Below are 25,285 nucleotides of genomic sequence, written 5' to 3'. Positions count from 1 at the left end.
TTAATTCCCTCTCGACTTTAATAATTCAATCATTTTTGGTACTAATTCTTCCACTGGGAGAACAAAATCAATTCCCCCAAGTTCTACTGCCACACGGTTCATTCCATACACAACAGAAGTTGCTTCATTTTGCGCCAAAGTAATACCACCTTTCGCGTGTATGTTGGAAATGGCATGTGAACCATCTTTACCCATACCTGTCATGATCATGGATAATAAATGATCGGCTCCATATGTTTCCACCAAACTATCAAACAATACTTCAATGGAAGGCCTATGTCCATTCACTTGTTCTGAATGGGTAAGCTCTATGAAACGATCTTTTCCTTTTGAAACTACCTTCATTTGGTAGTCACCAGGGGCAATGTAAGCGGTTCCTGCTTGCACCAAATCACCCTGTTCTGCTTCTTTCACATGTATTTTAGACAAAGAATTCAATCTGTCTGCAAAAGCTTTCGTAAATCCTGCTGGCATATGTTGCACAACAAAAATGGGCTTTGCAAATTCAGCTGGAATCCCTGCAAAAACGGTTTGTAACGCTTTTGGTCCCCCCGTGGAGGTTCCAATTCCGATAGCATCTACTTGGATCGGTTTTTGAAAACTTTTATTTAATTGTCGTTCGGTCCGTTCAGGACGGGAAATGGGTTCTGGACTGACGAGTTTGGAATCCGAAAATCCTTTGATTTTGAGAGATAAAACAGCCGCTATGTCTTCTGGCGAAAACTGATTCCCACTCGAAGGTTTTGGGATAAAATCAACTGCGCCAAGTTCCAGTGCCTTAAAGGTAGCATCGGCACCATGTTGGGTAAGTACCGACAACATGATCACATGGCTTGGGAGTTTTTTCTTTTTAATATCTGCGAGAGCCGTTAAACCATCCATAATGGGCATCTCGATGTCCAAAACGATAAAATCTGGTTTTAACTTTTCAGCAAGATCAATACAGTCCATTCCTGTTTTGCCAGTGGCAATCACAGAGACTTCCTCTTTTTTAGTGAGTGCATCACTTAAAATATTTCTCACTAGAAGTGAGTCATCAATGATCACAACGGTCGGTTTTTTGTTCATGATTTATGAATTAACTCAACTAACTCGTCAAAATCAGGCAAGAATACTAAAACACCGATTAGGTTACTACCTTGGTGGTTAAACTCAGTATGCATGGACAAAAACTTCGTTCTTTCTGGTTTTACAATGTCCACTACTTCCATAAAACTGCCAGTGATCATTTCAGGAACTGAAGGTAAAATTTCTTTTTTCAATTTGTTGGAAAGAGAGTTCATTACACTCGAACAAACAATATTGGAAATTTCTGACAAAACAGACATCATATCATCTGATAATTTGTGATTGCTACCGTCTGCATATTTTGCTTCTTCCGAACCAAGAAGTTCTCTCGCAATTTCGGAACCATTTTCTTCCGAAAACATCATGAGTAAATTTCCGTTTAAATCACCAGTCATTCGGATTTTCATTCCAAAAAATTGATCCATTGAATAACGGAATTCTTTCGCTAAACCATCTCGGTCCGTGAGTTTAATTTCCGGAATGAATAACTCTACTTCTTTACCAACTAACTGAGATAACACAACGCCAGCATTCATCATTCCCGTATTGACAATGTTTTCCAATTTTTTTATGTCTTTGGAAGACATGATTTCGTTGATGGCATCTGTATTTAAGGCAGAGACTTGGTTTAGTCGTTCCTCTTTTTGTTCAACAAACCCTTTGATGATTTCTGCTGCTTGTTCTCTTTCCGTTAATTTAACATTTTCTATTTTTGCAACGTCAGCAAGCCTATGAATTTCGTCTGTTTTATGATCCAAAACAAGTGTTGAAGTAGTGGTTTCATTTGCCGAAGAATGATCTTCGTTGTGTCCATTAACAGTTGTTTCTTTTTTGATTACTTCCGTTGTAATTTTTTGGTTGGTTACAGGTTCTTCTGTAAACACTTCTTCTTTTGGAACAATGATGTGTTTTTCGATTTTATGTTTTTCTTTTTTGATTCGCGATTTGTCTTTTGCCCGTAACTCAATGAGTTTCGCATTATAACGATTTGTGGGGTGGTTTGATTTGAATATATATTCAGAATCAGACATTTCAAGAGAACGAATCGTAGACGAACGTTTCATCATCTCACCAGAGACAAGTTTATCAGTCCAATCTACTTTATCAGCAGCTATCTCGACAAGTCCAGGGATATCTAAAACCAAAATAATGGTTCCATCTCCCATGATGGTGGCACCAGTTAACCCTTGTACGTCTTGGAAATTTTTCCCAAGTGACTTGATCACCGTTTCATGTTTTCCAATGAGATCATCGACCATAAAACCTAGTTTCCTTGTTTTGTAGTTCACAATCACGACAGGAACTTCCACCATTTCTTGTTTGTCGGCAAGACCCAAAATACGGTTGAGTCGGTAGATAGGAAGAACTTCCCCTCGTAAGTTGATGATCTCATGCCCTTCGAGGGTAGTGATTTGGTCAAGATTCACTTTGATCGTTTCAGATACTTCTGATAATGGGAAAGCATATACTTCTTCTTCCATGATCACAAGGATAGATGGAATGATCGCAAGTGCTTGAGGAAAAGATAAGGTAAAGGAAGATCCTTTTCCTTCTTCCGAATGGATGATGATTTTTCCTTTAAACTCTTCTATGAGTTTATTCACCACATTCATTCCAACCCCACGGCCAGATATATCGGAAATTTTATCAGCTGTGGAAAATCCCGGAGCAAAAATAAACTGAAAGATATCAGATTCTGATAAGTTTTGTGAGTCTGCTTCTGTGACTAACCCACGTTCGATGGCCTTTTTTAGGATTTTATTTTTATTAAGACCCTTTCCATCATCCCGAATTTCAACAAGGATATTGGATCCACCTTGGTATGCATTGAGTTCGACAGTCCCCTCTTCCGATTTACCAGCGAGTTTTCGTTCTTCTGGAGATTCAATTCCATGATCCACTGAATTTCGGATGAGGTGGATGAGAGGTTCTCCAATGGCATCGATGACTTTTTTATCTAGTTCTGTATTTTCACCACGTAAAACCAAATTCACTTGTTTGCCAGTTTCGAGAGACAAATCACGGATAAGCCTTGTGAAACGATTGAAAACAGATCCAATCGGAACCATTCGAATGTTCATGATTCCTGTTTGTAAATCTTTGGAAATACGATTGATTTGGTCGATTTTACCTTTTAACTCATTGAATAACGAATCTTCCCCGAATTGTGCTACCAAATCATCATAGATTTTTTGGAATCCAGAGTTTGTGATCACAAGCTCACCCACGTTATTCATGAGCTGGTCGAGTTTATCTGAGGATACTTTGATGGTTCGCATCACAACCTTTGAGTCGGTAACTGCCTTTTCAAAATTGGCAGAACCTTTTACAACCACCCTTTCTTCCACATCACTAGAAACGGAACTAACGGGATTGTTTACAACTTGGGTGACATCCACTCGTTTTTCCAATGCTTCCATTTCCGTTTGTGGGATTTGGATTTCATTTACTGAAAGAGTATCCACCATATCAATATTACATTGTGTATAAAGTTCTTCTTTTGAATATTTGGTAACAGTAATAAAAGAAAGTGCGAAACTACCTTGCCCATTATCCAAAGCTTCTTCGGATGGATTACATCGTATAACAACACCTGACTGTTTTACTGATTGTAAAATCAGTAGTAACCTAAGGTTTTGCATTGGAGTTTCATTTTTTAATCGTAGGTCAACTGTATAAGCAGATTGGCCTTCTTCTTCTTTCAGTGCAGTCCTGATTTCAGAAATTTCGTCCTCAGTCAAATTTCCAGCGGATACTTGATTTCCAACTTGGCCTTGTTTGGTTCCAGAATTTGTGACTGCCGATTTCGTGGAACTTCCACCACCTGAAACAGATACTTCATAATCCTGGAGTTTTTGGATCATGTCGGTGAAAGGAGTCTCTACTTTGATACCGTTGGCAACACCTTCTATGACTTGTTTGATCAAATCAAAACATTCAAAAAGCAAATTTACAAGTTTAACATTGATTTCTAAACTACCTTCTCTAATTTTTTGGAGAAGGTTTTCCATCGTGTGAGCGAGGTCAGATAAATTGTACAAACCAACAAAGGCAGATGAACTTTTTAAGGAATGAGCAGCACGAAAGATATCATTGATGATTTCGGGATTTTCGTGGTCTTTCTCTAGTTTTACCAAATTGGAATTGAGTTCTTCAATTTGATCCTCGGACTCTTCCAGGAAAACTTCTGTGTATTCACCTAAAATTCCAGCCAATGTCGTATCCCCTATTCCTTACTTTGTGGTAGAAACAAAATTAACAATTTGTTCCAAATCCAAATTCAAAATCAAATGGTCTTCGTAACGTGATACCGATTCGACCATCTTACTATAGTTTAACGACAAGTCATCTGTTGTGTAACTGATAAAATCCTTTTGGATTTTCACAACTTGTTTGACTTCATCCACTAAAACCCCAATCCGTTTTTCCTCTAACATAACCACTACGATACGTGAGATGGGATAGATGTCAGAATCAGTATTATGGAATCTTTTTTTCAAATCAATGATTGGAATGATTTCCCCTCTTAAGTTAATCACTCCTAAAATGTAATCTTCTACATTTGGAATACGAGTGATGAGAACGGGTTTTAAAATTTCATGAACCAGAAGCAATCGGATCCCAAAAAATTCCTTTTCGATCGTAAAGGTAAGAAATTGTTCAAGGTCTCCTAAATCAGACTCTTGTTCCATTTTGGTTTTTTCCGCAAGGGATGTGAGGAGTTTTTCTTGGTCCATATGCTTCTTGGAATCGTGTCAGAATCCTACGTGGATTCAATCGAAAAAAGAATGAATCTGAAATTCCGTAATCATTTTTCCGACTTTAACATCGTGTTCTTCTACTTGGAATGGGACGGGAAAAAATTTAGAAAAACTAAACCCTATTGTTTTCTTTTGCACAGATTCTTTGTGCAAAATCCGGTCATAATACCCACCACCTCGCCCAAGGCGAAATCCATTTTCATGGTAACCGAGACCTGGAACCAGGATTAAATCCGCTTCCTCTACGGAAATCTCCTCATCTCCTATTGGTTCAAAGATTCCATATGGACCTTTTTCAAAAGAGAACGGACGAAGGAAACATAAACCCTTGTCTCCAATCACTTTTGGAAAGTACCACTTTGCAGAATGCCTGGATTCAATAAAACTTGTAGGTCTTGGTAAGGGGGATGATTCGATGATGGGTAATATGTCTACTTCCCAGTTTAGGTCAGGAACATATGTGATGATTTTGGATTTCCCCTGTAATAAGGGAAATAGTCTTTTGAGAATTGCCGATTCTAATTCTTCTCGGTCATTCAGTTTTTGGATATTTGTTTTGAGGATCTTCCTTGCGTCTTGTTTGGAAATCGAATTCAAAAATGGTCCCCGATGATTCCCTCTTCCAATAAAGAGATAATTTTTTTCGTACGTTCTTCCAATTCAGGATTTTCATTCACTTTGGCAGTGACATCCCTCATTTGGAATAACTCGTCGGCTAGATTCAGTGCACAAAGTACGGCAATTTTGGTTTTGGATGCATTGGGTAAAACTTTTCCCAATTCCAAAAGGCGAGTTTCTACGTAATCAGCAACTTCAGAAATATACCCTGAAGATGCTTCTCCTACGATCGTATAGGTTTCACCAAATATTTGTTTGGTGATTTTATGAGAGTTTTGGGCAGAGTCTGCCATATGGATTATTTAGGATCGTCTTCGATGATGAGAAAATCATCATCATCATCCGCATCAAATACACTAATGGCTTCATCTTCATCATCAATGATGATATCGTCATCCTCATCAATCTCAACCGTTGGCACTTCATCATCAGTTTCCACAATGAGTTCTTCTTTTTCAAAGGATGCAGAGGCAGGTGTTTTTTCTAAAACATCTTCCCCGTGGAATTCTGATTCATCTTCATCAAGTAAGATAATTTCATCATCGTCTTCTGTTGTGAGACTTGGAGTCACCGCAGCTGCAACTGGTTCCGCAACAGGAACAGGTGCATCCACAGATGCTGGTGCTTTTGGTGTGGAACTTCCAGTGGTTGGGAGGCCATCTAATCTTCCAAGGAGTTGGTGGACTTTGGATTCGAGTAAACCTTCTCTTTCTTTGAGTTGGTTTAATTCGTCCGTCGCGTCTTGGAGTTGAGAACGAAGTGTTTTGAGTTCGCGCTCTTTTTCCTCCATTGCGAGCTTCATTTGGTCATTTTCCGCGCGGAGGGATTCGTTTTCCGTCTCTAGGCGTGCATTTTCTGTTCTTAGGTCCTGGATGAGTTCAAGGGCCTTAACAACTTTACTTTCTAGCTCTTCAATGGTTTCGATTTTTAACATGATAACAATCCGATGGAATAGAATAGACGAGCTATTCCATTCCTATCAAGCACTAATTTACTTAGCGACTTTGGTTTTTTCGACGATGGCGTTGAATACTTCTTTGTGGTTGTAAGCAAGATCAGCCAATGTCTTACGGTCTAAGTTGATACCTTGTGTTTTGAGGGCGTGGATGAATTTTGAATAAGACATTCCATTTTCTCTCACGGCAGCATTAATGCGCGTAATCCAAAGTTTACGAAATTCGGACTTTTTCTTTCTACGGTCACGGTATGCCCATTGACCTGCTTTCATCACAGCTGATTTAGCTGTTCTGAAAAGTTTAGAACGTCCACCTCTAAAACCTTTTGCTTTCGCAAGTAGTTTCTTTCTACGATTCTTATGAATGGTTCCGTTGACTGCGCGTGGCATCGTTTAACCTCCGTAAGGTAGAAGTTTTTCTACACGGTTATAGTCGGTTTCATGGATGAGATGCATTCCACGGCTTTGGTGTTTCATCTTAGGAGATTTTTTCTCTAAGATATGTCTTCGGAACGCACAACCACGTTTGATTTTACCAGATTTGGTAAACTTAAAACGTTTGGCTGCTGCCCTATTTGTTTTTAGTTTATACATAGTTTTTTTATCCTTTAGCTTTCTCACTAATTGGGTTCATCACGACAACTATCGTCTTTCCGTCGTGTACCGGCATTTTTTCGGGAGAGGCATGCTCTTTTAGGTCCTCGACAAACCGGTTAACAATATTCATTCCAATTTCAGAGTGAACCATCTCTCTGCCTCGGAACCGAAGTGTCACTTTTACCTTATCACCCTTTTGCAAGAATTCTAAAGCATGACGCTTCTTAATCTCGAAGTCATGGTTATCAATCCGCGGACGGATTTTGATTTCCTTCACCGTGACTACGTGTTGTTTTTTTTTCGCTTCTTTCGTTTTTTTAAGAAGTTCGAATTTGTATTTTCCAAAATCGATCAGCTTACAGACGTGAACATCCTGGTCTCCCGAGACTTCCACCAAATCAAGGTTAGCTTCCTTAGCTCTTCTCAGAGCTTCTTCCAGAGTAACGATATCAGATCCTTCGTCACTGACGAGTCGAATCGATGCTACATTGGTAATTTGTTCGTTAATTCTGATGTGGGCGAATTTATCTTGGTTTGGGTTCCCTCTAGGGTTGGGCCGTTTCTGCATTCAGTCTCCGAAATTTCTTTCAATTTCCAATTTCGGATGAAAAACTAGGCACGCAAGTACATTTCTTCGCAAATGCCCTTGTTCAGGGGTTAAAGCGTTCCTGAAGGCCCTTCCCACACCACATATTCGATGGAAAGGGATTCTTTTTGGAGGATTTCGGGTAAAATGGGGACAAGGGATCGGTATTCCCCATGGTTTCCCATTCCCATACAAGACCCTCCATGGCAAATCCGACCGGACTCATCATACAACACATATTGGATGAGGTTGTCATACTTTCGGTCACTGGGAACTGGGTTTGTGGACGGAACAATTGCCAGGTAATGAAACCCTTGGTTTTCTTTCCGTTCCAATCGGAATCGCAGTTTATTTTCTTTGGTGAGGGGTTCTGTGGCATACAAAAGTTCCCCTTTGCCTGGGTTCCATTTTTGGAAACCGTAAGTGCCAACTACATGATCGGCCCGTTTCCACTCTCGTTTGGATTCCTTTTTAAAAGGTTTTGCCGAACTGAAGGGGAAAGGACTTTCGATCCGATCCTTTGCATCACAACCGGAGATGGTGATTCGTAAGGAGACTCGTGAAATTTCAGAGATGGAAAACGGAAATCGGCTCCATAAACCTGGAACATCATAACGTTCCCAAGGTTGGACACAGTGTTCGGAAGTTTGGCAAGACAATAGCCGATCGGAAACATCGTAAAAAGCAGCGACAACGTACAAAGAAACTGCCTTGTTCCCTAAATTTTGTCCCCCAGTGATGACTATGTTTGGACAATCAAAGGATACATCTTTCCCCGTTCCATCCACAAATTGCATAGGACTCACCTTCCATCCGAGGGTTACACCATCTGTAATGGGAAGACTCATCATGGGGATGGCATCGTACGCATCACAGACGTCATACGGGGGATGGATCGGAAGGTCCAGATACAAAGTAACTGGTTCTTTCGATGTAGATACAATTGGACTCTTGAACACTGGTAGGAACCATACTTGCCCACCAGTGTTAGTCAAGAAATTTCTTTAGTTGAGTTCCCCTTTGAGGAGAGAAAGGAATCCATCACGAGAAACTGTTTCTGTTGTTTCTTCTCCCATTCGTCTGTAGGAAATACTACCCGCTTCTTTTTCTTTATCCCCAAGGATGAGCGTATAACTACTACGTTTTATGATGGAATCCCTAATTTTACTTCCGATTTTTTCATTTCGAACATCGAGTTCGACTCGAAATCCATGCATTACTAAATCTTGATATACTTCTTTAGCATAATCACTATGAGTTTCTGCCACAGTTAAGACACGGATTTGAATCGGATTTAACCAAAGTGGAAATTTACCTTCGTAGTGTTCGATGAGAATTCCAATGAATCGTTCGAGTGAGCCGTAAATCGCTCTATGGATCATGACTGGTGCATGTTTTTTTCCATCAGATGCTGTAAAGTCGAGTTCAAAACGATTTGGCATGGAAAAGTCAATTTGAACAGTTCCACATTGCCATAATCTACCAAGTGAGTCTTTGATGTTGAACTCAATCTTTGGTCCGTAAAATGCACCATCCCCTTCTTTGATCCCGTATTCGATACCCTTTTTCTTTAGAGCATCATGTAATGCTTGTGTGGCGAGGTTCCAATCATCATCACTACCTTGGGACTTTTCTGGTCTTGTCGCGATAAACGTTTTGAATTCAGTGAATCCAAATTTTTTATACACATCAAATGTAAAATCGATGATGTCTTCGACTTCGGATTCTACTTTTTCTAACGGTGCATAGATATGCGCATCATCTTGTGTGAACGCACGGACTCGGAAAAGTCCATGCAGAACTCCCGACATTTCATGCCTGTGAACATTCCCGAGCTCCATAAACCGAAGAGGTAATTCCCGATAAGAATGCATATGGTATTTGTAAATCAAACAACACCCAGGACAGTTCATCGGTTTAACAGCAAACTCACTTTCATCGATGTCAGTGAAGTACATGTTCTCTTTAAAATTATCCCAATGCCCTGATTTTTTCCATAGAGAAGAATTTAAAATCGCAGGTGTTTTGATCTCTTGGTAACCACGTCTAAAACATTCTTCACGGATATAAGATGCAAGAGTGTTCCAAAGGACAGTACCTTTTGGATGCCAAAACGGAAACCCTGGAGCCTCGTCTTGGAAACTAAATAGATCAAGTTCTTTCCCGAGTTTTCTGTGGTCCCTTTTTTTGGCTTCTTCGATGAGGAAGATGTACTCATCTAATTGTTTTTTGGTGGGAAATGACACACCATAAATACGAGTGAGTTGTTTGTTTTTGGAATCACCCTTCCAATACGCACCAGAAATAGCAGTGAGTTTAAAGGCTTTTAATTGGCCTGTACGTGCCACGTGAGGTCCACGGCATAAGTCATACCATTCCCCTTGCCCGTATAACGAAACAGAAGCGGATTCAAAACCTTGGATGAGTTCTACTTTGTATGGTTCGTTTTCTTTCCTAAATTTTTCAATGGCTTCTTCTTTGGAAAGTTCCCAACGTTTAACAGTAAGGTCTTCCTTGACAATTTTTCCCATCTCCATTTCGATTTTAGGTAAGTCGTCAACAGTGATAATGGTTTCACCAAAATCGATGTCATAGAAGAAAAACCCTGGACCGTTCTCGATGACTGGACCCACAGTGAGTCTTGCATGAGGCCATAACCTTTGCACGGCCATCCCCAGTAAGTGGGCAGATGAGTGATGGAAAACTTCTTTTCCATCTTTGTCATCAAAGGTGAGGAATTTGACACTCGTGTTTTCGGTAGGAACAAAAGATAAATCAACAGTCCGTCCATCGGACAAGACAACGGCAAGAGCTTTCTCTTTTAAGAAAGGCAGTTGGTTTTGGACAAAATCAGAAAATGACTTTCCTGATTCGAGTTCCTTAGAACTTCCATCGGGTAATGTAATCGTAAGTGCTGCCATAAGTGTATTCCCAGGTTTTCGCACGCGCATTCTCCCGAAAAGTAAAGTTTTACCAGAGTTTTCCTGTTTCGAGAGATTCTGTTAGTTTCATAAAACTTTCCTCGATAGACTCCTTACGGCCAAAACCTCCTTCTCGTTCTAGTTCAATAAATCCGTGTACCAGAGAACGGATGATCCGAATCCGATGGACCACTTCTTTGTCTAATGTTTCAAATTGGAATGCAAACAGACAGAGTTGTAAGATACGATCCCCAAGTAATTTGAGTTCCGGATCCGATTCGGTAGCAACAATGACAAGAGGGTACATATGAGGGAAATCTTTGGCGAAACTTCGATAGGATTTTAAAAAGTTTCGAATCCGTTCTTTTGTGGGATCGGACTTTTTTAAATTTTGTTCCAACCTATCACCTAATACTTGCAAGGCTCTCTTTCGTATCTCACCAAATATATCCTCTGTGTCCTTTATATGGTTATATAATGATGGAGTTCGAATGCCAAGTGTCTCTGCTAAAGTTGCCAAACGAAATTCAGAAAAACCCACGTTTTGAATGGTTTCCCAAGCCAAATCCAGAATCAAACTACGACTGATTTGGGTTTGGCCTTTTTTGGGTCTTCCGATTTTGTTTTTTATTTTTTTTGCCATAATGATTTTATATCTGAATAGAAACGGTTGGGTTCTTCTACAAAGGGATAATGCCCACCATTTTCATAAAGATATACCTTTCCACCAATGGTATCCCGTATCCAATTTGTTTCTTCTTCTGGATTTGTGAAATCGGGGTCCTTTAATCCCATGATGATGATGTGATTCCCTTTTGCATGGGCAAGTTCATTTTCACATTCCTCTTTTGGTGCAAATAACATAGAACGAAGTGCGACCATCCTTCCCTCTTCTTTTAAATTTTCTTTGAGTTTTTCCTTACGTTCCTCGATATCTTTTGGCGGTTGGATCGGAAAAAGAGATTCATAAAATTTGGCCCAAGCACTTGGCCCCCAAGGACCACGAAAGGCAATTTGTAACATAGATTTTAAACCCCAAGACATAGGTTCTTTGTCTCGAACAAAAGGTCCTGATAAAACCATTCCTAACACTCGTTTTTTTTCTTTGGACTGAATGTACACTGCTGATGCAGCTGTCATCGAATTGGCTATGATATAAACATTTTGCAGATTATTTTTCTGGATGAAAGAAAGAATATCCAAAGCAGTTTCCTTTGGTCCATAAGATGTAAAACTAACATCTGATTCACCCAATCCTCGCAAATCAAAGGTATATACATTTCCGTCGTTTTTTAATAAATGGACCAAATCAGAATAACTTTCCTTTCGATCTCCAATTCCAGGTAATAAAATAAAATTTTGTTTCCCTGATCCCGACTTGGTATACGCAATTTTTCCTTCTTCTAATGCGAAATAGGAAGTGATTGGTTTCTCGTTTTTTGGGAAATCATCTGCCCAAAGGCACAATGGGAAAAGAATCGGTAGTAAAATGGGGAAATAGTGGTAGTGAACTTTCATAAAACTAATATAATTAGTTTATTTAACTAATGCAATTAGTTTTTTATCATTTTTTTGATTTTGTGGTTCGATCACTACAATTTTGTAAAAAAAAACGAGAATTCTTACTTGCTACGGTTCCAAATTTCCCCTATTTTAAACCCAACCACCTTAAACTCGGATTCAAAAAATTGCAGATCATATTTTACGACAAAGAAACCACCCGATTGAAATCGGAAAAAAAAGGGACAACAATCTTAGAAACTGCACTTAAACATGAATATCCATTGTACCATCTATGTGGTGGGAATACAAAGTGTACCACTTGTCGTGTTTATGTTTCAGATGGAATTTCCAATTTAAGCAACCGAAACGAAAGGGAACAATTACTTGCAGATCGCAAAGGGTGGCCCAGTGAAATTCGATTAGCATGCCAAACCGAAGTGTTTGGAGACATTGGAGTGAGAAGGATCATTCGTGATAATAAAGATTTAAAAACAGTTACGAGTGAGTCCAAGTCTTCTAACACCGGCGAAGAATGTTTTGCAGTCATTTTATTTTTGGACATCAAAGGTTTTACTTCTTTTACAGAATCCAATTTAGCTTATGATGTTGTATTTGTATTAAATCGTTTTTTTCATGAAATGAGTGAACCCATTCTCAACAATGGTGGTGAAATTGATAAATTCATTGGTGATGGAATTTTAGCATTTTTTCAAATTTCTAATGCAAAAGGGTCCAAACAATCCCAAGAAGAAGAGATCCAAAATCTCAAAACTGAAACAATGAAATCTGCTATTCGTGCTTGTTTACGAATGTTTGATCAATTACAGAAATTCAATATAGAAATGAAAGATCGTTTCAATTTTACATTTGATATTCGATTAGGACTACATGCAGGGAATGTCATTTATGGAGATATTGGCCATTCCGAGTTTAAGAGCCAAACCGTTTTAGGTGATGTAGTCAATGTGGCAAGTAGGCTCGAAGCATTAAATAAAAAAACAAACACCCGTTTTTTGGTATCTGATGTCATTTATGATACAATTGGTAAATTATTGTCCATTGATAAAAAAGTAATCACAAAACTGAGAGGAAAATCGGATGTGATGAAAGCATACTCTGTGATCGGCTTCAAAGAAAAAGATTCCATCCTACTTACCCAACAGTACTTTGATCAACTGAATACAAAATACCCCAAATGGATCCATAATTACGAAAACAATTTAGAATCTTTTCGAAACAAAAACGTAAATTTGGAAAATTCCTCAGCATCAAACGAAGGAGATTTAATTCCTTTACTCCAAATCTTAGAATCGATTGTTGATAAACTTGGCAACCCAAAATCTTTAAAAAAAGAAATTTCAATATTAGCAAACCATTACAACATGTTGTCAATTCCAATAGAAAACTTCTCCAAACTTGTTCCTGTATTATTAAATACATTGGAAGAATCTTCTTACGAGTTGTGGAACCAAACGATTTCATTGGTTTTAAAAGAAGTTTGGACCGATATCACCATTCAATTATTAGAATCTTAAAATAAACCTTGCAATCCAATGAAATTTGATTCAAATAATATCAAATTTCATTCATGCTATCAGAACCTAACAAACTATCCATTACTCAACATTTACTTCGATTCATTTCACAATTGTTTCACTCAAAACAAGGACCCTCGGCTATCCGATATAGTATATTATTACTCCTACTTGTCATAACATTCAATGGATTTAATGTATTCAATAGTTTTGTAGGTAGAGATTTTATTTCAGCTCTGGAACAAAAAAACTCTCAGTCATTTCTCCACTATGCCCTGTTGTATGGCGTCGTATTTATCATTTCATCAGGTATTGGAGCTATATATCGATTTATTGAGGAAAGACTGGGTGTACTATGGAGAGAGCAGTTAACTTGGAAATTTACAGAATCGTATTTAAGTGAAAAAACTTACCATTCCATTCTAAACAAAAAAGGTATCGAAAATCCTGACCAAAGGATCACAGATGATGTGAAAGCCTTCACCACAACTACTTTGTCTTTTATCTTACTGTTTTTAGGAGGAGTTTTTTCTGCTGTTTCGTTTGCAGGTGTACTTTGGAGTATCAATCCAATTTTATTTTTTGTTGCTGTACTCTATGCTATGATTGGAACCATTTCAACAATCCTTTTGGGTAAAGATTTGATTCGAATCAACTACAACCAACTCGATTTAGAGGCAAATTATAGGTCAGATTTACTTCATATCAAACAACATGCAGAGTCCATTGCCCTAACCCATCGTGAATTACGAATGTCCGTTAGATTAAAATCAAAATTGAAAAAACTAGTGACTAACTTTAAAAAATTAATATCTGTCAATTTTCGGTTAAGTCTTTTTACCAATAGTTACAATTATTTCATTCAAATCATTCCAATGTTACTCATCGCACCAAGTTATATGAGGGGCGAAATTCAATTTGGAGTGATTACACAAGCTGGACTTGCATTTACTACATTATTGAATGCATTTTCTTTAATCGTCACTCAATTCCAATCTATTTCATCCTTTAGCGCTGTAGTAAAACGATTACAATATTTAGATACTGCAATGGAAGAATCAATTCATACAGTAAAACAAAAAGAAAAAGAAAGTTTCCACTTAGATGAGATCATTTTTGATCAATTTAGTTTGTATGCAAATGACAAATCCAAATATATCATCCAAAACCTGAATCTAAAAATCAAAAGAAAAGAACGTTGGCTCATTACGTCGATTGATGAAAACACAAAACTGATCTTTTTTAGAACGCTAGCGGGTTTAAACAGACAAGACGAAGGTCGAATCTTAAAACCTAATCGTGACGAAGTATTATTTTTACCAGAACAACCTTACCTTCCACCGGGAAGGTTACGTAATGTTATCGTTCCCGCAATTCTTGGGAATTCAATTCCAGACTCAAGGGTGATGAAAGAATTAAAAAACCATAATTTAGACACCCTTGTCAAACGATTAGGTGGATTATCAACACTCAAGGAATGGGACGACGAACTTTCATTAGCCGAAAAATTCAAAATTTCAACAATCAGAATCCAATTTGCAAAACCTAAGTTTGTAGTCATTGATAGACCAACTTCCAGTGTCGGAAAATTTGAAGTTTCGAAGGTCTTAAAGAATTTTCATTCTTTAGGAATCACTACCATCATACTAGCAAAAGGGGAAGAAACCGCACTTGAATATGATTACCACTTAAACTTTGGTCATTTTGGAAAATGGAAATTGAATACTATGAGTCCATTCTTAAAGGAAAACTGATGTATCTACTCCATAACAAATCTGGACTCAAAATTAAAATTTTATCCAATCTTTCCATCCATTCTATTTTTTTTAATAACATATTCGTAAATTTGTATTTTGGAAACGAATTAGAAACAAGCCTTACCAATCTAACGATTGAATATAAAAATAATTCTCAAACATCCGTTATTCCTTTATTTTCTCCTTTTGGATCTCCCAAAATCAAAACTTCAGAAAACTCAATTTCCATCCAACGAAACATTGATGGTTTGGAAATCATCACAAAACTACAATTACACGAAACAATCAATTGTTGGAGAATGTACACACAAGTGACTAATCTGAAAGATGATTCTGTGACGATTCGTTTCGTGAATACATGTGATCTTGGACTTTGTGATGTTTCTTCAGCAAAACTCAACGAAGCATTTGTTTCGCAATACATCCACCATGAAGTATTGGATACGAAAGACTTTGGCATTGCCATTCTATCAAGACAGAATGAATCTGTATTTGGAAAACATCCAGCCTGCCTTAATTTTTCCGACCAAACGATCAACTCTTATGCGACAGACGGTTGGGATATTTTCCACAGAGGTAAATTGTCTAAGTTTCCCAACCGAAGGCTCCAAGGAGAACATTCGATTGTGGGACTTAGAACAGAAACAATCAAAATAGAACCGAACCAATCATTTGGATGCCATTTTTATTCTTTCCTCATTGAAAACTTGGTTAGTATAGATCGTGTACCTTCTATCTCCGATACAATCAAACTTTGCCAAAAAGGTTGGGAGGCTTGTGATTTGGAAAGGGAAAATGAAGGAGAAACAAACCTTAGTTTGTTCCATCTTGGAGAAAGTATCGATGGTGGTCTTGTTAGAGAAAATCAATTAAAAGAACTATTTCCGAATCCTTGGAGGAACATTGAATTCAGTAAGGAAGGAACCTTACTTTCTTTTTTTACCGAACAATCAAAACATGTGACACTCAAAGAAAAAGAAATCCTTTGCTTAAGACCTCAAGGGCAAATCCTTAGAACAGGCAACGGATATGGTCCCAATGAATCCTCGCTTACGACTACTTGTTATTTTAATGGAATCTTTCTTTCCCAACTCACACAAGGTCACACAAGTTTAAACCTTTTATTGTCTCGCAAAACAGGTGATTTAGGGATGAGTGTTTCCAAAGGCCTCCGTATTTTTTGTAAGGTAGATTCTGTTTGGAAACGATTGGGAAATCCATCCTACCAAACATGTTTACCCGATGTTTTGGAATGGGTGTATCTCCTCGAAGAAAATACAATTCAAATACAAGTAAAGTCCAATCTAGATGATGCAATATCCTTGTCCTTTGTCCATTCGTTTGGTTCGCCACTGGAAGTTTTATTTTCCTTCTCTACGGGACTTGATGGCGAAAACGGTGAATTAGCATTACCACCTAACATAAAGATAGAAAAAGAATCGATTTTCATAACACCAAATCAGAAGAGTTCCCTTTATGAAAGATTGGATGGAAAAGGATTTCGAATTCATTCAGACCAGCTAACACGATTTTTAGTTTCTGATGATCGTTTGTTATTTGAAAAGGAAATGTCACTTGGTTTGCCTTATCTCACAATCAAAACAGAAATTCAATGCGAACTAAAGTTCAAAATTTACGGAGAATTGACTGATGAGAAAAAAAATAAAATGTCTTCTGTTCCCAAAAATACAAATTGGATCGAACACCAATCCCTTCTAAATTCTGCAATTACTCTTAATGACGTAAAACTTTTAGAGATGATTGATATCTTACCTTGGTACAAACAAAATGCTGAAATTCATTTTTTAAATCCAAGAGGATTAGAACAATTTTCAGGTGGTGGTTGGGGAACAAGGGATGTATGCCAAGGAGCTTTTGAATTCCTTTTATCATCTGGAAATTTTTCTGCCATACGTGAATTACTCCTCCACGTTTTTTGCGAACAAAATGAAGACGGAGATTGGCCACAATGGTTTATGTTATACGAAAGGGACAAATACATTAGAGCAAGTGATTCCCATGGGGACATACTTTATTGGCCTATCATCAGCATGTTAACCTATTTAGAAAGAAGTAATGACAGGTCCATATTAGATGAAATTACCACTAACCGATCAAGAACTTCAAAACGGAGTATTTTAAAAGGGATTGAAATCACTTTACTCGAAATCAAAAATCGATTCATTCAAAATACAATTTTACCTAAATACGGAAATGGTGATTGGAATGATTCGATGCAACCAAAGGAACTCTCTTTTCAATCCCAAGCGGTGAGCACCTGGACCGCGGAACTACAAAACCTACTCTTTCAAAAACTAATTTGGTTTTATGATTGGATCGGAAATGAGACCAAAAAATCGGAATACCAAACATTATTTCATACTCTAACAAAACAAATCCATTCCGAATGTATGGAAAATCATACCCTTGCAGGACTTGTTCAATTTCCTCCCAATGAAAAAAACATTTTTTTCTTACATCCCAAAGACACCATAACGAAAATTCAATACAGTATCCTTCCCATGATTTATGGGATCCTAGCAGATGTTTTCACATTGGAAGAAGCAGAATACCATTTAGAGATCATCAAACAACACTTAACTGGACCTGATGGAGTCCGCTTATTCAATAAACCAGTCCCATACCAAAAAGGAAATTCTACCTTTTTCAAACGAGCAGAAACAGCTAGTTATTTTGGAAGGGAAATTGGCCTTATGTACACTCATGCCCATTTGCGTTATTGTGAAGCACTTGCCTATATGGGTAAATCAAAGGAATTTTTCACACAATTGAATCTAACAAACCCAATCGGTATCTCAAAAAGGATTTCGCAAAGTCGTTTGAGGCAATCCAATTGTTACTACTCGAGTTCCGATGCATGTTTTTTGGATAGAGAGGAAGCAGAAAAAAATTACGAAATGTTATTGGAAGGGAAAATCCCACTCGAAGGAGGTTGGAGAGTTTATTCCAGTGGTCCTGGAATTTTCTTAAAAATATTTTATGAGTCTCTGTTAGGGATACAATTGTACCATGATGGAATCATTTTTGATTCTATGATGCCTATTGAATTGAATGGACTACAAATTTACTTCGAACGATTTGATACAAAATTCGAAATCACATACGACATTAGGTCAGAGAATGGATGTATTCATTCGATACAGTTCAACGGCATGGACATTCCAATCAAACGTTTGTTAAATCCATATCGTTTAGGTGGATTCAAAGTGAATCAAGAAATGATTTTAAAGAATCAAAAAGAAGGGATAAATACATTCGAAATAAGAATCGAATAAAAAACGTATGAGTGATTCTTTCACACCCATACGTTTTCCGATTTTTCCTTTTAGTAAGGAATGTTAAATGGCGTTTTTGCCTTTTTCGCCAGTTCTGATTCGAATCACATCTTCTAATGGAGTGATAAAAATCTTACCGTCACCGATTTTTCCATCACCACTTTTCGCTGCCTTTAAAATAGCATCTACAGTTGGTTTTACGAATTCATCATTTACAGCAATTTCCAATCTTACTTTTCTGAGAAGGTTCACTGTATATTCATGACCACGGAATACTTCTGTTTTTCCTTTTTGTTGTCCGTAACCTTGAACGTCAGATACTGTTAAACGATAAATTTCGTTTTTCGTTAACTCTGCTTTAACTTCTTCCAACTTATGCGGTTGGATGATTGCAATGATCATTTTCATAATGTTTAACTCCTATTTCCTTACCCACGAACTCGGATATTAAAATCTGGGTAAGCTTCTGCTCCATGTTCCCCAAGATCCAATCCACTCAATTCTTCTTCTTCACTCACTCGGATTCCACCTGCTAGTTTTAACACAAACCATAGGATGAGAGATACTACAAAAGTGAATCCACCGATTGCCAAAATTCCATAAAGCTGAGTAACGATGGAAGGAACTTCTACTCCTGCAGGAGCACCTTCGTAGCCAAAGATGGCAACCGCTAAAGTTCCCCATATACCACAAACTAAGTGAACAGAAGTTGCTCCAACTGGATCATCAATTTTCATTTTATCAAAAAATAACACTGATAATACGACAAGCACTCCAGAAACCGCACCGATGATTGCTGCAGACGTTGGACTAACAATTGCACATGGAGCAGTGATACCCACAAGTCCAGCGAGTGTTCCGTTTAGAATCATACCAAGGTCTGGTTTTTTTAAGATGATCCAAGCAGTGACAGTTGATGCAAGTGCGCCAAGAGCTGCAGAGATGTTTGTTGTCACAATGACATGTGACATTGTGCTACCATCACCGACTCCCATCGTTGAACCAGGGTTAAATCCAAACCAACCGAGCCAAAGGATAAGAGTTCCTAAAGCAGCAGATGTCATGTTATGACCGAGGATAGGCTTGATACGTCCGTCTGGTAAGAATTTTCCTTTTCTTGCACCAAGAACAATAGCTCCCGCAAGGGCTGCCCAACCACCTACAGAGTGTACAACGGTGGAACCAGCAAAGTCATGAAAACCAAGTCCTGCTAACCATCCACCTCCCCATACCCAATGGCCTGTGAAAGGATACATCACAGCAACAAGGATAAAAGAGAATATTAAAAAGGAATGAAACTTAATTCGTTCGGCAACTGCTCCCGAAACAATGGTAGCTGCAGTCGCTGCGAAAACGAGTTGGAAGAAAAATTTTGCAAGAAGGGGAACACCTGTCCAATTCATGGAAGAGTAAACACCTTTGTATTCATCTCCTATGGCAGGAGAGTTATCAAGACCACCTAGGAAAAATAATCCATCTGTTGCATAAAATGGAGTTCCGTCACCAAACATGAGTCCCCATCCAATGGCCCAATAAGAGAAAGTTGCCGCTGCAAAAACGATAAAGTTTTTTGCTAAGATGTTAACTGTGTTTTTTGATTGTGCAAATCCTGATTCAACGAGAGCAAAACCAGCATTCATAAAGAACACCAACATACCTGCAACTAATACCCATAATGTGTCTAGTCCTACAGTTAATGTTTGGATTGCTTTTGCGGTTTCTTCTGCTGGGTTCGCGACGGTTGCAGCTTCATCTGCAAAAAGGAACATCGGAACTACCAGGAGAAGGAAGGCGATTGATTTGAAATATTGTTTCATATTGCCATGTATCCTTTCCATGTTATTTGCTGAAGAAGGATGCAAGATTGGTACCCGATGGGAAAAAACGATTCAAATTGTCCAAAAAAAATCAAGTAATGCCTAAAAACCCTCCAATATGCCTTAAAATCCCATCTGGCCATTTTGATCAGAAAACTTATTTCCCTGGAACTCTTACTCAATCTGATGATTTCCAAAACATAATGATTGATATTTAAGCAATCCGCCTTACGAAATAAGTTCTGCCTAAAAAAACCGATACAAGCACACTCCATTCCCCCTCTAATAGGAGTGAATTCTGAACGTATCCGAATCTGTAACGACAAACCAATTCGTAACAATCACAACTATGTCCTATATTGGATGCAAGCTTTCCGGCGATTTGATGCCAACCATGCATTCGAACATGCGGTAAAACTCGCTCGCGAGTTGGGTAAAGAACTCATTGTGTATGAAGGTCTTCGAATGGATTACCCGTGGAACTCAGAACGAATTCACAAATTCATCTTGGAAGGTATGTTTGATAACCAAACAAGAGCAGACGAACTTGGTGTGAATTATTGGCCTTTTGTCGAAACTCCAAAAAATTTAGGAAAAGGTTTACTCAAGGAGATTTGTGAGAACGCATGTGTCATTGTCACTGATGATTTTCCCTGTTTTATCATTCCAGAACAAACCACAAGGTTAGCTAAAAAGATAGACTGCCAACTACTTTCAGTTGATGGCAATTCAATCATCCCTTTCTCTCGGTTTCCAAAACCAGCAAGTGCAGCAAGAATCCTTCGTTTATGGATCCATAAAGAACTAAACTCTAATTTTCCTACTCCCAGTAAACCCATTTGGAAAAAGGAGGACCTAACAAGTATCAGTGGAAAAACAAAACCAAATCAAAAAATTGGACTTTCAAATTCCATTGATTCGATCTTAAAAACTATCCCCTTCCAAAACCAAGTTTCACCTGTGAAAGATGTGAAAGGTGGCCGAAAGGAAGCCTTGCGATTGTTAGATGTGTTTATCAAAAAGAAGATGGATTTGTATCTTACAAAACGATCAGAACCAAATCGACCTGAACAAACTGCAACCAGTGGACTTTCCCCTTATTTACACTTTGGTTGGATTGGCCTTGAAGAAATTTTTTATGCAGTATTAAAACATAGTTCCAATGGAAAATGGAACCCAGAACGATTGAGTCATACAAAACCAGGTGATAAAGAAAATTTTTATTCCCCATCCATTGCCACCAATCATTTTTTAGATGAATTGGTCACTTGGCGTGACATTGGTTATCTATTCTTCTGGAAAAACAAACCAAACAATATTACTCTAGGCGATTTGCCAGATTGGGTGAAAGAAAATTTTAAAAAACACAAAAAAGATCACAGGGAATATATTTATACATTAGAACAATTTGAATCCGCAAAAACCCATGATGAAATTTGGAATGCTGCACAAACCGAACTAGTCCAAACAGGCAGAATGCATAACTATATGCGCATGTTATGGGGAAAAAAAGTCATTGAATGGTCAAAGACCTATGAAGAAGCATTTAACACATTAGAACATCTAAATAACAAATATGCTTACGATGGTAGGAATCCAAATTCATATACAGGAATTTTATGGTGTTTTGGACTTTTTGATAGACCATGGTTTCCCGAACGGAATGTATTTGGAAATGTACGTTTTATGTCTTCCGATTCAACAAAAAAGAAGTTTAAATTGAATTCCTATATGGAGTATATTGGTGAACTGAGTGGAAAATCCAACTCACTCTTCCCATGACAGAACCGTTCCAACCGATATTTGAAGAGAAAACGAATTTAAAAAGCGAATCAGTTTACGATTATTTTGTCATTCTATTCAATGATTCCATCCATGAGTTTTCGTATGTTGAAGACTGTTTGATGAAAATTTGTTTCAAAACAAAACGAGAAGCCAAAAAAATTGCAATGGAGGCTCATTCTAAAGGCAAAGCCATTTGTTTCCAAGGGAGTATGGAAGAATGTGAAACAGTTGCTGAAAATATGACAAACGCGAATCTTACTGTGAGTTATGGAGTATGAAAGAAACAAAAGAATTTTTTTTAGAAGAATTAAACAAACATAAAGATTTAAATAAGGCAAAATTTTTCCCTAGGTTTTTTAAAACAGGACCCGGTGAATATGGAGAAGGTGATTTATTCCTTGGTATCACTGTTCCCAAACAAAGATTAGTCGCCAAAAAGTTTGCACCAAAACTGAGTTTAGATGATTTACAATCTTTGATAGTTTCTCCTTACCATGAAGTCCGCCTCACAACTCTACTTATCCTCATACAAAAATACCAAACCAAAAAGATAACAGAGATTGAAAAAGAAAAAATTGTCAAATTTTATCTAAAAAACACAAAGTACATCAATAACTGGGATTTGGTGGATGTAAGTGCAGATAAAATCATAGGTGATTATTATTTTGATAAAAATAATGTTATCATTCAAAAACTAAAAAACTCCAAAGATTTATGGGAAAATCGTATCGCAATACTAAGTACATTCCATTGGATTCGAAAAGGTAGATTTGAAGAAACATTAATGTTATGCGAACATTTTTTAAATCACAATCATGATTTGATTCATAAAGCAACAGGTTGGATGTTACGTGAAATAGGCAAACGAGACATTCAAACTCTTCGAACGTTTCTCAAAAATCATGCAACAAAAATGCCTCGCACTATGTTACGTTATGCGATCGAAAAACTAACCACTTCCGAAAGGAAAAAGTGGTTAGAATTAAAAAAGGAGAACTAATCTCTGGGAAGTACCCTTGTGACAAAGTAAACTTTTACAGGTTCTGATTTTCCTTTTAAGTTTAACTCTTTTGTATCTTCATATTCAATGTATTTTTCTCCACCAGCAGCAAGAAAGGCAGCTTCCGATACAGCGACTTTACCTGGAATTCCATGACTTTCTAGTCTTGCAGCTGTATTCACTGCATCACCAATGACAGTGTAATCCATTCTTTTGACGGAACCAATGTTTCCAACAATTGCTTCCCCAAAATTGACACCAATTCGTAACCGGAATGTTCCTGGTTCCAAACCTAATTGTTCATTAATCTCAACCATTTTCTTTTGCATGTCCACCGCACAAGCTATGGCATGATATGCATCGAGGTCTGTTTGTTTTGGTGCTCCCCAAAATGCCATAATGGCATCCCCAATGAATTTGTCTAAAGTAGCTGAGTAATGAAATATCAAATCGGATAAGGACTCAAATATTGTATTTAAGTGGCTTAAAACGACACCTGGTGGATTTTTTTCAGCAAATGTTGTAAAACCAACTATATCTGAAAACAAAGTTGCTATGTCTTTCTCTTCTCCACCTAACTTAATGTTATCGGCAACTATCGTTTCCATAACTGCAGGCGAAAAATAACGAGACAATCTTTCTTTTTCTTCTTTTTGTTTTTCCACCATCTTACGTGAATCAATCATATTTTTCACAATAGACAAAGCAACAGAGATTGTGAAGGCTGCAAAGGCATAATCCTTTACAAATGTATGGCTTGGGTACCATTCCCATTGCATTTCCACAAAAACATCGTTTAACATAAGCATTATGAATGCAAAAAACCCGAAGGAAACAGTTCCCATCGAAGGAATTTTTCTCCCGAGGAAAAGAATATAAAACAATGCTCCACCAAGAAGGATTGTAAAAAAACTCCAATAAAAAAAGTATTTAGATAAAAAGATTAAATTAGGAGCTAATAGAACTACAATTGCAGATACAATTCCTGCACCATCAATGTATCTATTTGTCAATTTAATCCAACCATTCCGAACATGTGCAAAACGTACGATAAAATTAAATAATAAATGTACAAGACCAACCCATGTTACATATTCCATTTTTTTAATCCAAAAACCATCACTCAAAATTGAATAAATGATTTGGCTCTGGAATAAGGTATTGAGGGCCATGAAGATTGAACCTAACGAGAAGTATATGGTGGCATTTTCTTCATTTCGAAACAAAAATTGCCAATATAAATAAAAACATCCAAGTAATATGGTCAATACGATGACAAAAATTTTCTTAAAATCATTCCAATACTCAGCTCGTTCTGCATATTTGTATGAGGAAATGTAAAATTTATCATGGGATAATCCAGGACTCAATGGGTATTTCGCATACACTCGGACAGCAAGCACGTTTGGTTCATCAATTTTTAATAAGTGGAATGGAATTCGATAAAATCTAATTTTATCACTATAAAGAGATTTATCTTCTAATTGGACATTTGTGTCTGTATCAAGAAGTAATCCAGTTCCACCGATGTACTTACCATTCCAATACACTGCATCTGCCTGGCTAATCTGTCCAAGCCTTAAGCTTAAATTTCTAGATTTGAATTTATTTTGAATGTCACTACTCGTGATTGTGATCTCAGTCCGATACCAACCATATCCCTTGTATTTCTCCATATAATCAAAAAAACTTGGGAAATACAATTCTCCATCACCATCGGTCACCTTGTCCCAACCAGTTTGGATTTGAAATCCAGAGATCCAACCTGTCCGAACAGATTCCTCTAAGTTTGGTTGTGCATACGAAAAAACATGTGCTTTGATTTCACCTTCGTCTTCATCCAAATACAAATCATCCTCTGTGTTTTCCGTCACTCGAGGAGAATCACCTGGTTTGAAACTCCATTTATGAATTTCTTTTCCGAAGGAAGATTCAGATCTTAAATCTAAAATTTGATTCGTGAGTAATACTTGTGCCGAAACTTGCGAAAAGGAAAAAAGAAGAATGAAGGGAACAACAAACGTGGAAAAGAGTCTTTTCGAAAAAACCATGTCAGAAATCGTATTCAAAAGAAAAGGAACTGGCA

Annotated in this window: 22 protein-coding genes; 6 read left to right on the top strand and 16 right to left on the bottom strand. The window is 37.6% G+C overall.

The window, feature by feature from the left end:
- From CH354_RS13330 to CH354_RS13270, 13 genes are all read right to left on the bottom strand, one after another.
- Positions 1-1,068 carry a protein-glutamate methylesterase/protein-glutamine glutaminase gene (locus CH354_RS13330; RefSeq protein ID WP_100727439.1) on the bottom strand — a complete coding sequence of 356 codons (1,068 nt, stop codon included), beginning with the start codon at positions 1,066-1,068 and terminating at the stop codon, positions 1-3.
- The gene (locus CH354_RS13325; protein WP_100727438.1) at positions 1,065-4,283 is read right to left on the bottom strand and encodes a chemotaxis protein CheW; all 3,219 of its coding nucleotides are present in this window, start codon (positions 4,281-4,283) and stop codon (positions 1,065-1,067) included. The genes CH354_RS13330 and CH354_RS13325 overlap by 4 nt, the downstream gene beginning before the upstream one ends.
- Positions 4,284-4,301: 18 nt before the next feature.
- Entirely contained in the window at positions 4,302-4,805 is a 504-nt protein-coding gene (locus CH354_RS13320; protein WP_100727437.1) for a chemotaxis protein CheW, read from the bottom strand.
- A gap of 36 nt (positions 4,806-4,841) precedes the next feature.
- Complete coding sequence (locus CH354_RS13315; RefSeq protein ID WP_100727436.1) at positions 4,842-5,426, bottom strand: 5-formyltetrahydrofolate cyclo-ligase; 585 nt, start codon at positions 5,424-5,426, stop codon at positions 4,842-4,844.
- Positions 5,423-5,740, bottom strand: coding sequence for a cell division protein ZapA (locus CH354_RS13310; RefSeq protein ID WP_100727435.1), 318 nt, complete (start codon positions 5,738-5,740; stop codon positions 5,423-5,425). The genes CH354_RS13315 and CH354_RS13310 overlap by 4 nt, the downstream gene beginning before the upstream one ends.
- Positions 5,741-5,745: 5 nt before the next feature.
- On the bottom strand, positions 5,746-6,381 hold the full coding sequence (locus CH354_RS13305) for a hypothetical protein (RefSeq protein ID WP_100727434.1): 636 nt from the start codon (positions 6,379-6,381) through the stop codon (positions 5,746-5,748).
- Positions 6,382-6,438: 57 nt separating this feature from the next.
- On the bottom strand, positions 6,439-6,792 hold the full coding sequence (gene rplT / locus CH354_RS13300) for a 50S ribosomal protein L20 (protein WP_100727433.1): 354 nt from the start codon (positions 6,790-6,792) through the stop codon (positions 6,439-6,441).
- 3 nt (positions 6,793-6,795) lie between these two features.
- Positions 6,796-6,996, bottom strand: a complete 201-nt coding sequence (gene rpmI / locus CH354_RS13295) for a 50S ribosomal protein L35 (RefSeq protein WP_002988170.1) — start codon at positions 6,994-6,996, stop codon at positions 6,796-6,798.
- Between the two features lie 7 nt (positions 6,997-7,003).
- Positions 7,004-7,567, bottom strand: a complete 564-nt coding sequence (infC, locus tag CH354_RS13290) for a translation initiation factor IF-3 (protein ID WP_004786692.1) — start codon at positions 7,565-7,567, stop codon at positions 7,004-7,006.
- An 89-nt stretch (positions 7,568-7,656) separates the two neighbouring features.
- Positions 7,657-8,580: a hypothetical protein gene (locus tag CH354_RS13285; RefSeq protein WP_100727432.1), complete on the bottom strand. Its 924-nt coding sequence runs from the start codon at positions 8,578-8,580 to the stop codon at positions 7,657-7,659.
- Between the two features lie 9 nt (positions 8,581-8,589).
- Positions 8,590-10,506 carry a threonine--tRNA ligase gene (gene thrS, locus CH354_RS13280; protein WP_100727548.1) on the bottom strand — a complete coding sequence of 639 codons (1,917 nt, stop codon included), beginning with the start codon at positions 10,504-10,506 and terminating at the stop codon, positions 8,590-8,592.
- Between the two features lie 49 nt (positions 10,507-10,555).
- On the bottom strand, positions 10,556-11,149 hold the full coding sequence (locus tag CH354_RS13275) for a TetR/AcrR family transcriptional regulator (RefSeq protein WP_100727431.1): 594 nt from the start codon (positions 11,147-11,149) through the stop codon (positions 10,556-10,558).
- Positions 11,134-12,024, bottom strand: coding sequence for an alpha/beta fold hydrolase (locus CH354_RS13270; RefSeq protein WP_100727430.1), 891 nt, complete (start codon positions 12,022-12,024; stop codon positions 11,134-11,136). Before CH354_RS13270 ends, CH354_RS13275 begins: the two co-directional genes overlap by 16 nt.
- 206 nt (positions 12,025-12,230) lie before the next feature.
- Here CH354_RS13270 and CH354_RS13265 point away from each other — a divergent pair, with 206 nt between their 5' ends.
- The 3 genes from CH354_RS13265 to CH354_RS13255 are packed head-to-tail and all read left to right on the top strand — an operon-like array spanning position 12,231 to position 18,597.
- Positions 12,231-13,544: an adenylate/guanylate cyclase domain-containing protein gene (locus tag CH354_RS13265; protein ID WP_243396086.1), complete on the top strand. Its 1,314-nt coding sequence runs from the start codon at positions 12,231-12,233 to the stop codon at positions 13,542-13,544.
- Between the two features lie 53 nt (positions 13,545-13,597).
- Entirely contained in the window at positions 13,598-15,298 is a 1,701-nt protein-coding gene (locus CH354_RS13260; RefSeq protein WP_100727429.1) for an ABC transporter ATP-binding protein/permease, read from the top strand.
- Entirely contained in the window at positions 15,256-18,597 is a 3,342-nt protein-coding gene (locus tag CH354_RS13255) for a GH36-type glycosyl hydrolase domain-containing protein (protein ID WP_243396085.1), read from the top strand. The genes CH354_RS13260 and CH354_RS13255 overlap by 43 nt, the downstream gene beginning before the upstream one ends.
- A gap of 63 nt (positions 18,598-18,660) precedes the next feature.
- Here the strand turns inward: CH354_RS13255 and CH354_RS13250 are convergent, their stop codons facing one another.
- Positions 18,661-19,005, bottom strand: coding sequence for a P-II family nitrogen regulator (locus tag CH354_RS13250; protein WP_100727428.1), 345 nt, complete (start codon positions 19,003-19,005; stop codon positions 18,661-18,663).
- Between the two features lie 20 nt (positions 19,006-19,025).
- Entirely contained in the window at positions 19,026-20,414 is a 1,389-nt protein-coding gene (locus CH354_RS13245; RefSeq protein ID WP_100727427.1) for an ammonium transporter, read from the bottom strand.
- Between the two features lie 291 nt (positions 20,415-20,705).
- On the opposite strand from CH354_RS13245, the gene CH354_RS13240 reads away from it, so the two are divergent.
- From CH354_RS13240 to CH354_RS13230, 3 genes are read left to right on the top strand one after another with little or no spacing between them, the layout of a single operon-like run.
- Positions 20,706-22,196, top strand: a complete 1,491-nt coding sequence (locus CH354_RS13240) for a cryptochrome/DNA photolyase family protein (RefSeq protein ID WP_207762705.1) — start codon at positions 20,706-20,708, stop codon at positions 22,194-22,196.
- A complete protein-coding gene (locus CH354_RS13235) occupies positions 22,193-22,477 on the top strand; it encodes an ATP-dependent Clp protease adaptor ClpS (RefSeq protein WP_100727425.1) in 285 nt (94 codons plus the stop codon). The genes CH354_RS13240 and CH354_RS13235 overlap by 4 nt, the downstream gene beginning before the upstream one ends.
- Positions 22,474-23,199 (top strand): DNA alkylation repair protein, encoded by a 726-nt coding sequence (locus CH354_RS13230; RefSeq protein ID WP_100727424.1) that lies wholly within the window; start codon positions 22,474-22,476, stop codon positions 23,197-23,199. The genes CH354_RS13235 and CH354_RS13230 overlap by 4 nt, the downstream gene beginning before the upstream one ends.
- On the opposite strand, the gene CH354_RS13225 is transcribed toward CH354_RS13230, so the two are convergent.
- Positions 23,196-25,250 carry an adenylate/guanylate cyclase domain-containing protein gene (locus tag CH354_RS13225; protein WP_100727545.1) on the bottom strand — a complete coding sequence of 685 codons (2,055 nt, stop codon included), beginning with the start codon at positions 25,248-25,250 and terminating at the stop codon, positions 23,196-23,198. The two genes, CH354_RS13230 and CH354_RS13225, sit on opposite strands and share 4 nt — an antisense overlap.
- Positions 25,251-25,285 lie beyond the last annotated feature (35 nt).

It is taken from the genome of Leptospira levettii (genome assembly GCF_002812085.1).
In the GTDB taxonomy this organism is placed as follows: Bacteria; Spirochaetota; Leptospiria; order Leptospirales; family Leptospiraceae; genus Leptospira_A; species Leptospira_A levettii.
The sequence above is the reverse complement of the archived record's forward strand: the minus strand, read 5'-3'. Positions and strand labels throughout refer to the sequence as shown.